Source organism: Urinicoccus massiliensis (assembly GCF_900120405.1).
Classification (GTDB): Bacteria; Bacillota; Clostridia; order Tissierellales; family Peptoniphilaceae; genus Urinicoccus; species Urinicoccus massiliensis.
In genome coordinates this window covers 816,925-834,702 of record NZ_LT635493.1, presented here as the reverse complement: position 1 = coordinate 834,702, position 17,778 = coordinate 816,925, and the positions used below count along the sequence as shown (strand labels likewise).

At 41.4% G+C, this 17,778-nt stretch carries 6 protein-coding genes; all 6 read right to left on the bottom strand.

What is annotated here, in order from left to right; all coding sequences use genetic code 11:
- Positions 1 to 20: 20 nt before the first annotated feature.
- The gene (locus tag BQ7400_RS08520; protein ID WP_180371972.1) at positions 21 to 1,175 is read right to left on the bottom strand and encodes an ISL3 family transposase; all 1,155 of its coding nucleotides are present in this window, start codon (positions 1,173 to 1,175) and stop codon (positions 21 to 23) included.
- Positions 1,176 to 1,351: 176 nt separating this feature from the next.
- On the bottom strand, positions 1,352 to 1,834 hold the full coding sequence (locus BQ7400_RS08515; protein ID WP_052098745.1) for a flavodoxin family protein: 483 nt from the start codon (positions 1,832 to 1,834) through the stop codon (positions 1,352 to 1,354).
- 127 nt (positions 1,835 to 1,961) lie between these two features.
- Complete coding sequence (locus tag BQ7400_RS08510; RefSeq protein ID WP_072470161.1) at positions 1,962 to 2,474, bottom strand: GNAT family N-acetyltransferase; 513 nt, start codon at positions 2,472 to 2,474, stop codon at positions 1,962 to 1,964.
- Positions 2,475 to 2,521: 47 nt separating this feature from the next.
- Positions 2,522 to 3,067: a GNAT family N-acetyltransferase gene (locus tag BQ7400_RS08505; protein WP_072470160.1), complete on the bottom strand. Its 546-nt coding sequence runs from the start codon at positions 3,065 to 3,067 to the stop codon at positions 2,522 to 2,524.
- A 135-nt stretch (positions 3,068 to 3,202) separates the two neighbouring features.
- The gene (locus BQ7400_RS08500; RefSeq protein ID WP_180371971.1) at positions 3,203 to 9,874 is read right to left on the bottom strand and encodes an InlB B-repeat-containing protein; all 6,672 of its coding nucleotides are present in this window, start codon (positions 9,872 to 9,874) and stop codon (positions 3,203 to 3,205) included.
- 387 nt (positions 9,875 to 10,261) lie between these two features.
- The gene (locus BQ7400_RS08495; RefSeq protein WP_219306816.1) at positions 10,262 to 17,374 is read right to left on the bottom strand and encodes an InlB B-repeat-containing protein; all 7,113 of its coding nucleotides are present in this window, start codon (positions 17,372 to 17,374) and stop codon (positions 10,262 to 10,264) included.
- Between the last annotated feature and the right edge of the window lie 404 nt (positions 17,375 to 17,778).

Sequence of the window (17,778 nt, the reverse complement as noted above, 5' to 3'; positions counted from 1 at the left end):
GATCTATTCTCGCCCCTTTCTTATGCTCGAAAGACCATTAAAATACGACTCTTAAAGTTCTCAAAATTCCGATACCCATAGGAAACCCGTTTAATCACTTTGATTTTGTTGTTAAAGCCTTCTGTTTGTCCATTGGTGATGCCTGTGGAAAAGGCGTTTAGGATTTCTTCTTTCCAGTTTTCATAGGCCCGAATACTGGCTTTAAATTCCTTTAATCCACTTTCTTTAGCAACCCACATCCACTTGTCTAAGGCCTGTCTTGCTTCTTCTTTGCTGGAGGCATCTAAGACGTCATAAAAGCGTTCTTTTAAGAGATAAGCTTCTTTGATTTCCTTGTCTTGCCAAAGCATTAGTTCCAGCTTTTCTTTTTCTTCGGGGCTTAGCCGACTGCCTTTTTTCCGTAGGATGGACTTGGACCGTTTAAAGTAGAGGCGATACTTTGCATCCCTTGCCTTTTGTCGTGTCTTGCGTACATTCTCTAAGGCCCAAAAGACTTGTCTGGCAAAATGAAACTTATCCGCAATGAAGGTTGCCTGAGGGAAGAATTCCTTTAAGACGGCGTAGAAAAGATGACTCATATCCATAACCACATACTTCACCCTTCTTCGTTCTTCCTTGGAAAAAGAAGAAAAGTAGTCCATTAAAGCTTTTTTTCGTCGAGAGGGTAAAATATCCAGTACCTGGTGATGGATTGGATCCACTAGAATACATTGGTATTTATCCCCACCAGCATTTCCCTTAAACTCATCCATACTTAAGACCCGAGGAAGATTTGGCCGCCTCCTTGGAGCCAACTTTAGATAGCTTGTGAGACAAGAGGAAGATAAACCCAAGTCCTTGGCAATAGAAGATAAAGACCGGACCTGTTTTAATTGGTCTTGGATAAAGAAGTGGAGATCCTTAGTCCGTCTAGAATAGGGAGCTAAGAAATCCAAAGACTCATAAAAGCGCTTCTGACAATGAGGACAAACAAAGCGCTTCTTCCGAAGAAAAAGAAAGACCTTCCGTAAGCCAATAGGCGTGTGTTGGATCCTTTGCAGACGATAATCATGGATGCGAGAGGTCTTATGACCACAAACAGGACAAAGTCCCTCCTTGTATAAAGAATGGAGTTTTACATCAATGTGATCATCAAAAGAGACCACCTCGTCAATAGAGACACCTTTTAAATTCAATAGATTTGTGTTAGTATAGTTTTGCACTTATCTCACCCTTTCTGTTTAGTGTGGTAACTTTATTGTAAAGGAAAAAAGAGATAAGTGCATTTTTTATGGCAAAAAATAAATGTTGGAGTCTAGGGGGACCCCAACATTTATTATAGAACCACAAAAAAAGCCCCTAGGGGCTTTTTTTATTTAAGATTTACTTTTTCCAGCCATTCATCCACGAGCCGGTCGCGGTTGGACCCGCCATCCCCGTAAATTTCCAGAGATTCAAGATAGTCATTGTCAGGCCATTCCTTCTTGACAGCCTCTTCAATGCCACCGATTCCGCCGCCAATGTGGGTTGCAAAAATCCCCACCTTTTTGCCTTCTACCTTGTTGGCTTGCATAAGCCCCAAGAGAGGAGGTGCAATGTGGCTCCACCAGTTTGGTGTTCCCACCAGGATGGTGTCATAATCTTCCAACTTATGTTCCAGAGCCTTGGCTGCAGGAATTTCATTCTTTTCGATTTGTTCCTTGATCATGGTTACTAAAACATTGTAGTTGTCCGGATATTCTTCCACGGGATGGACCGCTTCAATATCTGCTCCAATTTTTTCTTGGATGGTCTTTGCCAGTAATTCTGTGTGTTGGTTTACTGAAAAATACAAGACAAGTGTTTTCTTTGCCATTCTTTTCCTCCTGGTTAAAATCTTTTTTTACATACTTCACTCTTTTAATACCCTAATTTTTCCTTTTAACACATCTTTTTTAGCAAATGCTCTTTTTAATTTTCCTTGCCTGATAAAAAGCATCGACTTATTTTGATCTCAAATCCAGGGTCATCCGGTAGAAATCCTTGTAGTTTCCGTGGATTTTAAAATAGTCTTCCAGCCGGGCAATTTTTTTAAAGGCAAATTTTTCATAGAGCCCTAGGGCTCTTGTATTGTCTGTAGCCACGTCCAAGTCGATAAATTCCAGACCCTGGTTCCGGGCATAGGCAAGGGCTTTTTCTAAAAGCAGACTCCCCAGCCCCTGGCCCCAATAGTCTTTTAAAATACTCAGGCTGATTTCTGCTCGATGGCCCATCCTCCCTGGCAGGGGGTTGAGGCCGACACTGGCTACCAGGTCTTGCTGGTTGAAGGCCAGGTAAATAAGGGCCCCGGCCTGATCTGCCATGGACTGGATATAGGCCTCTTCTTCTTGGATGGACAGGGGGAGACCTTCTTGTCCAAAGGAGAGATTGTCTGTTTCTCCCCCTATCTTTTTCAGATAGGCCAGAAGTTTTTCACCATCTTGGGGCCGGGCCTGTCTTATGGTCAAGTCTTGCAAGTTATCCTCCTTAACAAACCAGGGCAGAAGGGTTCCTGCCCTTAAATTCAGTCTATTTTCAATTGGTCCAAGTCTAGGTCCATGATGTAGCGGTCTTCTCCGGGACCATATAGTTTTTCCACAAACTTGTCTTTTTTAAAGCCCAGGGATTCATAAAGGGCCACAGCTGGATCATTGTCGGGGTCTACTGTCAATTGGACCCTTTGAAAGCCTTGGTTTTTAACGTCTTCCAGGACAATGCCTAAAAATTCCTTGCCAATGGACTGACCCCGGGCCTCTTCTGCAATGGCATAGTCCGAAAGATAGGCCAGCTTGCTCTCATCCCAGGCCCGACTGAAATTGGCAATGCCCACTATTTTTGCATCCTGCCGCCGCTCCTTCAAAAGAAAAATATTTCCATAGTAAATTTGAAAAATCGTGGCAAACTTGTCTATGGCATCTTGGCCAAAGGCCTCTTGGTTAAACCGTAAAAACTCCCGGACCCTTTGAAGGTCAAAATCCTTAAAACGATAGATTTTTAAATCATCATATTGGTCCAGGTCTTTTAAGAAAAAGTCGTCAAATTGGTCGACATATTCATAGCTTTTTTCCATAATCCACTTCCCCTTTCTCATTTCTTATTATTTTTTTACCCACAAAAGAACCCCTTTACCCAAAGACTTTCTCCCATCCCAGACAGCAAAACCCCCGAGGCAGAGGCCCCGGGGGTTCTTTTGTCTATCGGAAAATTACCGTCTTTCCAATCGTTGAAACTTATCTTTTCTTACAGTATAGCCATCCAGGTTGATGTTGTATAGGTCTTTCTTGTAGTCAATCTTGTGACCCCAGAAGGACTTGCCATCGTGGAGGTAGCCGTTGCTGGCGCAAAGAATATCTTCATAACTCCACATGGATGAGTTTACGTCTTTATAGTTGATTAAGTTCTTGCTGTTTCTGTGGATATAGGTCTTATCCAAGACCCGGTTAAAGGCCTTGTTACTTACAGCCGCCACTTCTTGTCTTGGGATAAATTCGTCGGCATTAAACCTAGCCAGGCCTTGGCCGTAAATAGCCAACCAGCCTTCCTTGTAGGCCGCTTCGATTTCTCCCATGGCCCAGTGGTCTGGCCGGACTTGCATGTGGTTACCAGGAGCCCTTTCCAATTCTTGGAAACGTCTTAGGGTTCCGATCCACTCTGCCCGGGTAATCTTCTTGTGGGGATCAAAGTAGCCGGTGTCATAGCCCTTAAAAACATTGGCTTGGCTGGTAATCCGGATGGCCTTGGCATACCATTCATTCCCCACGATATCCTTGTAGCGGATGGTAAAGTTGGGGTCATAGCGGTAGCCGTCTTCCACGAGAGCATTGGCCAAAATTTGGGCTACTTCTGCCCGAGTTAAGCCTTCCGTGGGTCTGAAGTAATTGTTAAAGCCTTGCATATAACGAACTTCCTTGCGGAAGGTCTTTTCTGCCGGTACCTTAACCACTTCTTTTTCCACAACCGTCAGGATCCGGGTGGACCCAAGAGTTCCTGTTTGCCAGTCTCCTTGTGGCTTTCTTTGAACAAAGACAGTCATCGTTACATCTGAGCTGGTTCCATTATCATAGGTTACTTTCAATTTAGCTGTAGAAACCCCAGGTTTAGAAACATCTGGTTTTTCTACAAACTCAACCGTGGCAATGGTCCTTCCTTCTGGTGGTTGGATCCTGCCCTTGTATTGGTCGAGAGTGGGTTGAACTCCTTCTTCTGTCACAAGATAACCCACACTTCCTGGAACTTGTGGCACCTCTTCATATAGGGCGGTAATGGTGGTTTCTCCTGTAAATTTCCCCTTCAAGGGTTTATTCCAACCGGTAAATTGCCATTGGACAATCTTTCCTTCTTTATTTTTCCCTACTGTTCCTACAGGGTCAGGTACTGGAATAGTGACTTCTTTTGCAGGGTTTACATAGAAAATCTTTTGGGTTGTATCTTTTGCCTTGTCAGTGGGGACAAAAGTAACTTTTACAAAGTTGTCTGGAGTTCCTTCTGGTTTGTTTCCATCATCCTTTGCAGGTACTACATCAGAAACATATTGGGCCACAAGGGTTATATCTTTTTCAACCTTAGCCGTTGCTGGATCAAAGTCTTTTCCATCAACCTTCCAACCTGTGAAAGTATGGTTTTCTTTTACAGGATTTGTTACTGATCCAATAGATTCATTGTGTTTTACTTTTTGTGATGGAATATATCCGCCATCTTGAGTGTCAAAGTTTACTGTATGGTAATCAGTTGCCCATACAGCGTTTGCTGTTGTATCACCTTCAATCTTGTATTTTGCTCCAGGTGTATAGGTTGTACCGCCAATTTCCCAGCCTTTTAAAACATAATTATCTTTCTTTAAGTCGTTTCCGCCAGCCAAAGTAATCTCTGTTCCTATTTCGTATGATAATGCTGCTGGAACTATTCCAGTTGTAGCATCGTCCGCTTTATAAGTCATCGTTACCTTGTTAAGCTTGAATCTCGCCACAAACTTCTTATCGTTTTTAATTGGTTCAGTTTTGTCTATAGCTTCATACCAGTTATCAAACTTATAGTTTTCAGATGGTTTAGTGTCTGGAATTGGAAGTTCTGTTGAACCCACTGTAATGTTCTTTTCAGGATTTACATAGTAAGTCTTGTTACCACCATCAATTTGACCATTTTCTCCAGCTATAAATTCAACCTTCACATATCCTGGGTGATTTGTTGTATCAACAGATGGCAATTCTTTGAAATTATATTTAAAGCTTGCATCTGCTGAAAAAGTATCGTTTAATTTTTTACTATTGTCGTTTGACCAGCTTCCACCTTTTTCAGTATAGCCAAGGTTTGGAGTCTTTGTAATTGCATCTGCTTGGTTACTTAAATCTACACTTGTCTTAGGTTTTACATAATATTTTGTTGTACCACTTAGGCTTCCATTGGAATCAGCCACAAAGGTGACTGTTAGATAGCCCTTCGGTTGGGCTTGGTCTCCTGAAATGACGTCATCAAGTTTTTTGAAAGTTACTTTTACTATAGTGTCTTTCTCATATTTCTTAGCTTGCGTAGTATCTTGGCTCCACTTTTCAAACTCATAGCCTATGCTTGGGTTGGTTTTTGGTGGACTTAGAGTCACATCTTGACTAGGATCGACAAAATAAGTCGTTGTTCCTTCTAAGCTTCCCTGTCCAGTACTTTGTGGGTCAACTTCAAATTTAACGGTTACAAAGCCTGCTGGTTTTTCTGAATCATCATCTTTTTTCTTTGGAACAACTGCATCCTTTGCTACAAAGTTTGCTGTGATTTTTGTAACTTTATCAGTAAACTTATTGTAATTTGAAATATCTCTATCCCAAGTACTAAATACATAACCTGTATTTCCCTTAGCTAAGTCTTTTGGTGCTGTTAACTTTACATATTTTTCAGGATTTACATAGTAGACTTTTTCAGCAATCTCTTTCTCACTGTCTATTAACTTACCATTTTTTCCTGCTACAAACTTAACTTCTACATAGCCTTTGGGCTTTTCCGACTCGTCTGTCTTTGTCTTGGGAATCACATCAGGAAGGGGTTTATATTGAGCCGTAATCCTGTAGACATTAGATGCATCCGTGATTACCTTGTCATCATCTTGTAACCAGCTTTTAAATTCATACCCTGTATCAGGGGTTACTGTTAGAATATTTTGCCCTAGAGCCTTTTTATCTAAAGCCTTTTGCTTTACATCGCCTATTGTTTTCTTGGCAGCAGGGTTCACATAATAAGTTGTTACTCCCTTAAGACTTCCATGTTCGCCCTTCTCAAAAACAACCGTAACGTATTCATCAGGCTTGGGAACAGAATTTCCCTTACCATCAATGGAAGGAATGATGTCGTCAAGCTTTGTAAAGCTAGCCTTGACCGTCGTATCTTTGTCGTACTTCTTCGGCTTTGTCGTATCTTGATCCCATTCTTTAAACTTATAGCCGGGATGAACCTTGGTTAGAGGAGGTGTCAGGGTCACTTCTCGAGTGGGATCGACATAGTAGACATTGGTTTGACCTGGATAAATATAACCTTCATTCTCGTTTGGAATGACAAAGGTAACTGTCTTGTAACCTGCGGGTTTTTCTGAGTCGTTCTTTTTGGTTTTTGGAATGACATCTTTCAATTGGTTGAAGCTGGCAGTGATTTCGGTTACTGGTTTTGTATATTGGGTTGGAATCTCGGCATTTTGACTCCAAGAGCCAAATTCATAACCGGTGTTGCCAACTGCCGTGGGTGGTGTCAGGGTGACATACTTGTTGGGGTTGACGTAATACACTTTTTCCGCAATGTTCGCGTTGTTTTCAGTCAACTTACCATTTTCCCCGGCAACAAACTTCACTTCCAGATAGCCGGTAGGTTTTTGTTCGCTTTGTTTTTTCTCTTTCTTGTCGGGCAGGGTCGTGGCCATGGCCTTGACAACGACATCCTCTGTACCAAGGACCAAATCATCCTTCTTATCCCACTCTTTAAACGTATAGCCTGTCTTGGCTGCCGTCGTGGGCTTAGCAATTTTTGCATTGCCTAAGGTAATGTTGGCGTCCTTCTTGACATAGTAAGCCTTGACACCAGATAGGGTCAGACCCTCTTCAGCTTCAAAGGTTACTCTTACGTAGCCTTCGGGCTTGGTCTTGGGGTCATTGGGGTCGTAGGCAATAATGTCTTCCGCCTTGTCATAGGTTGCTGTGATGGTTGTTTTTTCTGCTGTAAACTTTTGAGCAACAGTCGGTTTGTAAACCGCACCATCAGCATTTGCCCCAAGCTTCCATTCCTTAAAGGTGTAGTAGGTTGCCCCCTTGGGGTCGGTTATCGGAATGGTAACTGCTTTTTCCGGATTAACCCAGAAGGTTTTTGTCGCCTTGTCCGTTGCCTTGTCCGTAGGAACAAAGGTGACTTCTACATAGCCTTCAGGCTTGGCTTCCCCATCTTTTTTCTCCATGACATCGGAAAGAGGAGTGGCCTTTGCCGTTACGACAAGGTCTTTATCTGCAATTACTGTGGTATCTGCAGGATCCCACTTGTCGAACTTGTAGCCTTTTACTACTTCATAAGTCGGATAGCCTTTTGTATCATCCTCTTGAATGGTTTTTAAAGTAATCCCGGCATCTTTCTTGACGTAGTATCCCTTGGATTCTTTAAACTTCAAGCCCGTTTCTGCCTTAAAGGTTACCTTGACATAGCCTTCAGGTCGGGCCATGGGGTTGGCATCCTCAGGATTAAAGGGAATGATTTTCTCCCCTTGGGTATAGGTGGCGGTGATGGTGGTTTCTTGTGCGGTAAACTGTTTAGGCGCTCCCACAGTATAGGTGTCGCCGGTTTCCACATCTCCAATCTTCCATTCCTTAAAGGTGAAATAGGTCTTCCCTACAGGATCCTTCACGGGAATGGTAACCGCAACTTTGGGGTTGACCCAGAAGATTTTGGCGCCTTCCATGGTTCCGTTATCTGTGGGGACGAAGGTCACCTTTACAAAGCCTTCCGGTACACCGTCGGGCTTGGTGTTCCCCTCTTGGGGAACGACGTCGGCGGAATAGTGGGCGGTGATGGTCGAGTCTTTTGCAAATTGATGTCTCTCGGTGAGTTTGTAATCTTCTTCCTTATCACCAGCCGCTGGATTATCGGCCTTCATGGTCCATTTAATGAACTTATTGTCGCCGGTACCCGTGGGATCTGTCCCGGGAATCACGACCTTGGCATCGGGGTTGACATAGTAGTAAGTCTTTTGTGGGTCAGTTGCCTTGGTGGTGGGATCCAGGGTTACTTTTTTATAGTTGTCGGGAACATAGAAGGGTTTTTTCGTTAAGGTCTTGGCTTGGTAAATATTTTTTATAACCTTGATAGGCATATCAACTGTTTGGCTGGTGCCATTGGCATGACTTACTTTTGCCTTAACAGTTTCTACCCTTGTAGGTTCATCCTTAGGGTTATCTTTTTCTTGTAATTTTCCATAAAGATAATCTTTTAATGCATCGTCATCAGCCGTATATTCATTTGTGCCGTCGACGATAGCAAGGGTGTCACCATTTGCCAGAGGTTGCGGATTGCCGCTTCCGTCTTTAATCTTTACTTGTTTCTTTAAATCAGCAAGCTTCGGAATAAAGTCGTTGACATAGCCTGTGCTATCTTTAAAGGATTCTTTCACTTCTAATTCATTTGCAACGATGTCGTTGTTGTCCCAAATGGCGTAGAAGGTTTTGGCTTTTGTGATGTTCTTAAAGGCATCGTCCTTGACAGGAGTTGTTCCGCCCTTCGTTTCCGACCAGCCTTTAAAGGTTTCGCGGTCTTTGGTTGGATTTTCCGCCTTGTCTGTCAACGTAGCGTTATATTCCACTTCTTTTACAATCTCTTGCTTTGCAGTCGCATCAGTAATAGAAGCAAACTTTCCACCATTGGCATCGAAGGTCACAGGGATGACTTCCGTCATAGTGAGCTTACCACCATTGATGACGTCGTAGCTGAAGTTATATTTAAATTTGTGATCGCCTGAGGTAACAGTTTTCTTTGTCGTGTCAAAGGTTAAGCCATTTTCATTTGTTTCAACAAGCTTAACTTTTGGCGTTTTGAAAAGAAATTCTGGCAGAAATTTATTTTGATCACGTCTACTATTAGTCTTTACAATAACTTCATCACTATTATTCTTAGGTAAGTTAAAGTTTATTGTCTTAGGCTTACTTCCACCTGTAACCATGCTTCCTGTCATGGTTCCTTCAAGTTGTGGTCTTGCGTTCTCTTCTACTGCTGTGTTCCACTCAGATACAAATTTAGAGGAAGCCACTTGTTGTAGTCCTATCTCTAAAGTTAAGTGGTATTTAATTCTGCCCTCATTATCTGGCAGATCAAATGTAGGTGAGGCATTGTCTGTTTTAGTTAATCTTGCAGTAAGCAATTTAACCCTGTCGGAAACTTCCTCATCCAGCTTTACTTCATAAGTCAGGGGCTCTAGTTTGTTATTAAATAAAGGTAGTTCTGCCGGGTTTCCATCTCCATCTGTCCAAGTATATGTGTCTGCTCGACTTATATTTAGAACACGCTCTGTACCGGTCTCATCACCGCTTTCATCATTTATTTGTATAAATCTTAAGTGTACCTCTTCTTTACCGAAGACTTCATTCCACTGGAACGCATTTCCATCTAAGCCTTTAACCGTAAGATCAGCCTTAACTTCACCATGGTACTTTAGCTTATCCCCATCCTTTGGCTCCTGACCATCTTCGAAGTAGCCGAACAGTCTTGTGCCCGAATCTGCGGATCTTTTCTTTCTACTTTTTGCTGTCAGTCTGTTTAGCTCTAGCATAAGCTTTGAGTCGTAGCTATTGCCATTTATCAAGCCTACCTTTACTAGATTGTCTGAAGGAGCTTTAACTTCCTTCTTTGCCATTGTTGTTTGTGGCACTAGAATCTCCAAAAGCATCACTATTGCCAGTACTAATGAAGAAACCCTCTTAGTCATTTGCACTCACCCTACCTCCAAATCTTATATGCGATTGTACTGTCTCTTTTTTAAGTACAATCTTACCCTAATCTCTATATTACAGTTTCAACATTAAAGGGAGTGACACACGGACTAACATCCACTGTGCATTAACTTGCATCACATTCATCTCCTCATTTTGTATACTTTAACTGTACCTGCATTTTAACCTAATTCTACTAATACCATTCTAACACAAAAAGCCACTTTCCAAAAGAGCTTTGTTGGAATTTACAGTTAATTTACAGTTTTATAATGGAAAAGAGGTGCCCAGCATATAGCCTAGCATCTCTTTTTTGTTGTATTAAGTTATTTAACTCTATACTCTCTTGTCTCGGATCTAAGTCCCTTCAATTCTGCATATACTTTAATTTTGTCTCTCTTATTAAGCTTTTCACCTAAATCATCCGGTATTATAAAGTAGTACACATTGTACTCTTCATCTTTAACTGCTTCGATGGTCACCGGAGTTTTTCCCTTTCTGCTAACTTCAAGATAAGCTGTTGCACCTTCAGTCATAGATTCAACAGAAACCTCCGGATCTCCAGCACTCGGAAGTATTATAGTGATTGTTGGCTTCACTTTAGTTCCGTCGTCTATTGTTGTATCTTCGGTGAATTTCCACTCATTGTTAAGTTTTGTTAAGTCCCAACCTTTAAATACATAGTCGTTGCGCTCGCCATTGGCAAGTTCTAGCCTACGAACAAGTGGCTTCTCAATGTTAACCATTTGGTCCTTCTTAACATAGAACTTAGTGGCCCCCAGCATAAATGCCTTGTCCGGATCAACTTTAAAAGTTACTAGAACCATGCCTTCCGGTTTTTCTTTTTGAATTTGCTTTTCATCTGTGACTTGAGGGTCTACTGGAATGACATTTGCTTTTGGCTCGTATTGTGATGTGAAGATTTTTTCTGTTTGACCTTCTTCAAGTGTCAAGTTAAGTTCTTTGTCCCAACCATTATTAGCATCTTTTGCCTTGTAGTATTTTGCTGGGGCAATTTCGGGAACTATTCCCTTGGCATCTTCAAGTTTCATGCCTTTTGCAACTTTGTAAGTTACTTTTTCAAGGTTTTCAGTTTGTCCATCTTTAAGGGTTCCATGAGCGCCTTTTAAGAAGGTAACTTTAATAAATTGTTCTTCAACTGGATCACCATCATTAATCTTTTGAACTGGGTCTTGCCAGATTGCTATTAGGGTTTTGTCTGCTGTGATTGGAGTTTGTAAATCAAAGTAAGGATCTTGTTGAGATTCTTTGCCTTGTTCTTTCCAACCCATAAAGACTTTTCCATCTAATATTGGCTCTGAAACATTTTTCAATGTTTCTCCATGAACAACTTCTTGTTTTGGAACATCGCTGCCACCCTTACTATTAAAAGTAACTGTGTGTTTTGCTGTTGTCCATTGTGCAATTGCTGTAGTATTTTCATTTAATGTTATTTCATCGCCAACTTGATAAGTTGTTTCGCCTATCTTCCATCCGGCAAATGTAGCATTTTCTTTTGTAAGTTTGTCTGGTCTTGCAAGGCTTACACTTGTTCCATGGTCTACTTCAACTTTTTCTGGAACTGTTCCTGTTCCTTCACCAGCTTGGTAAGTTAATGTTACCTTAGATAGTTTAAATTTAGCTACATGGATTCTTTGGCTTGTGATTGCTGTTTCAGTATCAATTTCTTCATACCATTTATCGAATTCGTAGTTAGCAGCGGGCGCTGTTTTCGGAACGGCCAGTTGTTTGTCCGTAGCCTTTTGATCGCCTGTTAATTCAACAAGTTTGATTTCAGCCTTCGGATTGACGTAGTAGATTTTTTCTACCTTTTCGCCTTCAAGCTTACCCTTGGCTTCATCTTCTGTCTTGAAAATAACTTCCACATATCCGTCTGGCTTTTTAACATTGTCGTCTGTTTTTTCTACTATATCTTTTGTCTTTGTAAAGTTAAAAGTAAATTCAGTTTGTTCTTTGAATGTGTCTTTTAGCTTTTTAGTTTCACTTGTATCCCAATTTCCGCTGATATATCCAACATCTGGTGTTTTTGTAACTTTACCAGCTGATTCTGTCATATCAACTTCTACTTCTGGGCTTACATAGTAAACTAGGTCGCCTGATACTGTTCCGCCTTCGCCTGCCTTGAAGATTACTTTTACATAATTTTCCATGGCGTCTTTTGGTCTTTGTCCACCAGGTGCTTCGGGAATGATGTTTTTGTGAACTTCCACGGGGATAACGACAGGGTTGTCGTTGGTTCCTTGGGTGGATCCGTCTTTGTATTTAACGATAACTTTAGCAGGTTCGTTACCAACTGTATTGCCATCTGGTTTAGAAATAACTTCTATTGATGCAATTTCTTTACCTTTTTGTGGTGTGATTTGCTTAATTAAATCATCGTTTGTTATTTCTTTGCCTTGTGGTGTATCTAATTTAGTAGTCTTTAATGGCTCAACTATAGGTTCTGCTTGAATAGATTTTTTATAAGCCGCTTCGATTACTGTTACCTTGTCCGTGTATTGGTTCTTAGTTAGGTCAATTTTAACAGCTGGATCAACTTTCGTTAAACTATCGTCTGCTTGTCCCGTTTGAACTTTTTGCCATTCTTTAAAGATATAGTTTACAGTTTTTTCTCCAAGGCCATCAATTGTAACTTTTTGATTTTCCTTACCTGTTGGTTCTGCAACTGTTATGGCAACTTTCTTAGTTGGGTTAACCCAGAATGTTTGTGTTGATTCACTTGTAGCCTTGTCTGTTGTCTTAACAATAACTTTTACGAAGTTGTCTGGAACTTTTGGCTTGTTTTCGCCTTCTTTTTGTTCCACTACATCTTTAGTGAAAGATGGTTTGATAAGTGTTTCTTCATCAGTAAACTTATGACGTTTACTAAAGTCAAATACACCATTTTCATTTTGAGCATCCTGGTCTGCTGTCCACTTTAAGAAGTCAGTCTTATCCTTGTCGTCTTGTGACCATGCTACTTCAGGAATATTAACCCAAGCTTTAGGATTGACATAATAAACTTTTGCGTCTTTATTGGTGTTCTTTTCTGTCGGTTGAACTGTAACTTTTACATAGTTTCCAGTTACGTCTTTCAAGCCACCGTCTTTAGCTTCTTTTCCTTCAGCTTCTTTTAAGAAGAGTGGTTTGTCGCCTTTTTCATTTAGGGCCTCGTAGACATTTTTGTAAACTGTAATTGGTATAATAAGCTCTTGTGGCTCTTTGCCGTCTTTGAAAGTAACTTTAGCCTTGACATTTACGGTGCGAACAAGTTCATCCTTGTCGGCAGCTTTCTTTTCATTGACTAAAGCATATACTTGATCGTCACTTGTTAATTCATTGCCAGCTTCGTCGAATAATTTTATTTCAGTTCCTTCTGGTAGCTTTTTAACTTCATCTTTTTCTTTCCAAACTAGTTGTTCTTTTAATTGATTAATAGTTGGAGCAAAATTATTTACATAAGGCGCATCTTTGTTAGCTTCCGTTCTTACTAGACCAGATGCACTTAGGCCTGACCATTCAAAGTAGGCAGTAAATTCGTGGCCTTCGTTGATAATGGTATTTTTGTTTAATAATGGTTTGTTGTCCCACTTAATAAATTTCTTTCCAGTTTCCGGAGTGATATAGTACTTGTCAGCAACTTTTTCCTCACCATCCTTAAGTTCTTGTGGAACTGGAAGTAGGTCTGATTTAAGTCCCTTAATTACATCGTAGTGAAGTTCTGTTACGGATTTTCCGTCTTTATCTGTGAACGCTCCGCCTTTCTCGGCCTTAAAGGTTACTCTTACATAGCCTTTGGGTACTGGGTCTTTGGGATCCGACACTTCGATGACTCTTACGTCCTTATAATAGAAGGTAATTTCATCAGACTTTGTGCCGTTAATGCCTATGAACTCATTTGTATCTTCATTGACATCAAAGAAAAGTTGTTGTTGTGGGGCACTTACAAGTTTCCAACCTGGGATGGGCCGATAGTTTCTGGCATCGTAGTGACGGTTGCCATTTTCAACAAGTTCTTGGTTTACAATTGCTCCATCTTTTTCATTGGCTTGGCCCTTAAACCGTTCATCAATATAGTTGACCTTGTATTCACGAGTTCTAAATGGTTTGTAGAAGAATTTAAAGACATTGTTTTCTACTTTAGGATTATCTTCTAGCTTATTAGTTTCTGTATTTAGAATCTGTGCAGGTTCAACACGGAATTGTTGGAAGAAGGTGTTATCAGCCTTTACTCTATCATTATATTCTTTGTATAGTGTTTTTAAGTCGCCTGTTAAATTTTCTTCAAGCTCTTTATCAGTTGCCAAGATATATTTGTCATCTTGCCTATCTCCAGTTGTAGCCACTAGATAGTTCGCACGTTTATCTTCTAGTTTGCCAGGTTCTGGGTTTTGTTTTATCTTTGCATCCAGCTTAAAGTCCTTGTCCAAGAAATAATGCTCTACTTTTACATCTACCCTGTTGTTTGGAACCCAAATTGCCTTTAGGTAGACTGGTGCTACTACGTCGTTGCCGAAGGAGTAAAGTTCCGGAACCTTGTAAGTTTCTCTATAAGAGTTGTCTATCTCGTTAGTATAGTCGCCTTTATTATCCTTCTTATAACGAATGACTTCCCAACCCATAAAGTCGTAGCCTTTCCTCATGGGCTTAAATTTCGGCTCTACGAGTTTTTGTCTTTGGATGACGGTAAAGACTTGCTTGTCGCCATCGTTCTTTTCTTTTTTCGCATAGGTATTTATTTCTTCTTGACCTATGTCGCCTTCTTGTATCTTTTTGCGGCTTGTAGTTAAGTTATCTTCTTTAATATTTCTTAAAGATCCACCGTTGGGGTCGAAAGTTACCTTCCATTTATAATCAGGTTCGCCCCACTTAGCAAAGAGGTTGACCGGGTGGTTAGGCATGATTTCGCCCGGATTCTCCCAGATAAGCTTCGTGCCTGCAGGGTCTAGTGCCCAGCCCTTAAAGACCATTTGGTCTGAAAGGTTTTTCGGTCTCTTGACTTTTAATTTGCCATCAGTATCTTTAAATACTAGGTCTGTAAGGTGTAATTCTTGTAACTTTTCCGGATTATCCAATAGGTTAGCAGGATTATCTTTTTTATATTCATCCCCGACTTCAGGGCTTAGAGCCTTTAGGGGAAATTCGTAGAAAGTATCTATTGAATTAGTTTTTCCAAACTCATTGTCGCCCTTAATCTTTGATGGGTCGTAGTTAAACCTTAGTGGGTACTTATTACGAGTGTATTCAAATTTAAGGTAGCCGTTTGTATCAAATCCGTCCCAGCCGTCAGGGTCGCCCCAGTCATCGGCATTATTAAAGAAGGCCTTAATAAATTTCATCTCACCTACAGGGCGTTCTCCATACATATCTGTATAGGTCTTAGCAGGGAATGGGGTTACTTCTGCACGCTCATCGTTTTTAGCATCTATGCCATCTGAATCAAGATATTCCGGTGTTTCATTCCCTCTCTTACCAGTAAAGCCTTGAACCTTTGGGTAGCTAGGCGCATAAGTGTCCGAATTGGTATCTGCCTTATACCTGTATAGGTCGTAGCGGATAATTGTTTCGTCATCCTTAAAGCCGTCCATCCAAAAGTCCATGTGGTGTGGCATAGAGTCTTTAGCTTGTTTTATACCAAAGGAAAGAATTTTATAATCGTACCACTTTAAATCTATGCTTGTTCCATCACCCTTATCTATCTTTTTCGTATAGCCGCCCCATTTATCGTAGTTTTCCATGTCCAGGAATTCATCGGCATTTAATCGATAAGGAGGTGTGTCCAAGTGAACCGGCCAATTTGGCCTATCATAGTTTGGTCCCCAGCCAAAGGATTGCATGCCTTCGCTAAAGCCCTTGGTTTGCATAGCGTCGTTTGGCCAGCCAAGCATGAGCTGGTTGAACCTTGCCTTGTAATGGTAAGGTTCGCCGGGACCACCCTTCTTCACTACCTCTTCTTTAGTTTCATCATATCCCCAAATTTCAGGGTAGAAGCTATTTTCAATATTAGACTTCGTGAAGTATAGCTCGTATTCTTGTCTGTCGTAGTAGATATTGTAGACAGTCTTTCCTGTTGAATCAACAGACTTAACTAGGTTTACATTTTCAGGGTCCTTGTTTTGCTCATGAGTTAAGGCTTGGTTGTAGACATAGAACTTGTTTAGTAAAAGATCTTTTCCACGATTAAATGTTTTGCCGGCCCATATCTTGGCTAGACGGGCTTGGTCCAGGTCAGGAAAGACGATGTCTTTTACAGACACGTTATCTAAGTCCGGTCTCGAGCCTGTAGCTTGGTCCTTATATACACGAGTACCGATATAGTCGTACTTATCTGCCATAGAAGCACCATCTGCATGGTCTGCCTTTTCTGCCCAGAATTGGACCGCATAGTCTGCCTTTTCCTTGTCCTTCCACACGGCGGTGAAGGTAACTTTGCTTGACGGCATAACCATATTTGCATCAAGATTTTTGATTGCTGATCCAGTTCCGTCTGTAATTATTTTATTTGCTTCAAAAGTTTTTCCATCCTTTGTTTTTAAATCAACGGATGGTTTCCAACCTTGGAACTCGCCGCCGACTTTTGTAGGAATCGATTCATCGGCAATTTTAGGCATGGCTTGTCCGTAGTAAAGGGTACGAGCCGGAAGTTCTGTTCCGCCTGCCGTGTCGAAAACGACATCGTAGTGGGCACGGTTGTAGCGGTATTCCAAGATAAAGTTCTCAGCATTTTCCGGAACTTGCATTGTGATAGAGTCAGCTTCCGGAACAAAGCCTTTTCTTCGATGATCATTTTCATTCAAGGGACTGACTTCCATGGTGGAGCCTGTATTCCCGTTTTGAGTGGTAATAAGCTGTCCTTCTTCTCCAACGCTTCCGTTCGGATTGGTGTACTTGCTAAAGTCTTCTAGGTCTTGGAAGACATGTTTGATTTTTATTTTGCTGGACTTGGCCTTGTAGCGGTAGTCTTCATTGGCTTGGTATCTGATTCCGTTAGTAGCATCGCCTGTCTGTCCCTTACCATCTGCAGCATCTTTTATAGTTTTGTAGTCAATTTTAAAATCATCTTGTGGTTTTTCATAACCAGTAAGGTCGGGTAGGGTAATTTCCTTGTTTACCTTTTTTTGTTCGTCTTCCGTAGCTCTTGCACCTACACTGGCGATATAGGGTTGGTAGTCGATTTCATACCTTTCTCCCTTTTGGACCTTGTAGTCGGTCCGCAGGGTGTAAATGGCTGGCTGGTCCGGATTTTTAATTAAATCCGCCGCCGTTTGTCCGTTTTCCAACTTGGCCGGCTGCACCTTGAGCTTGCTCTCGTTAATGATTGTCCCTTTGTCCTTGGTGAGGTCTTCGTGATTCACTTGGGCAAAAAGCTCTGCCGGCCCGGGTAGGACCATGGCCAGGGCCAGGCCCCAGACGCATGCTTGTTTTAAATATTTTCTCATTTTCTTCCTCATTGCCTTTCTTTCTTAAATTTCCTGCTTGGGATTGACCCAGGCCGGTTACTCTCTTTCTTCTCATACCTTGTCCTTAGGAACTTGCTGGCATTTGGTCTTTATTTTGTCCCCCGGCAGTGTCCGGGGTGGGGTTATGGATGGCCTCTTAAGCTTGCGGAAGCCAGGCTTCTTTTGGCTTTTCCATGGAAGGCTCGGGTCCATAGTAAACATTTTTGATTTTCCATTTCTCACCTGACTTTCTTAGACTTTCGGGCCGGTTCTCTCTTCCGACTCCGATCCCTAGGCCCCTATTTAGGGGGCTTGGGCCCCGGTCGGGAAATCTATTCAACTTTAGTCTAGAATTCCTAGTTTTATCCATACTTATACATATTTATTGTACTTGATTTGGCTTG

What these genes read in the sequence shown, in the direction of transcription:
- BQ7400_RS08515 (WP_052098745.1), bottom strand. Translation starts at nt 1,834, where the DNA reads ATGGCAAAGAAAACACTTGTCTTGTATTTTTCAGTAAACCAACACACA.
- BQ7400_RS08505 (WP_072470160.1), bottom strand. Translation starts at nt 3,067, where the DNA reads ATGGAAAAAAGCTATGAATATGTCGACCAATTTGACGACTTTTTCTTA.
- BQ7400_RS08495 (WP_219306816.1), bottom strand. Translation starts at nt 17,374, where the DNA reads ATGAGAAAATATTTAAAACAAGCATGCGTCTGGGGCCTGGCCCTGGCC.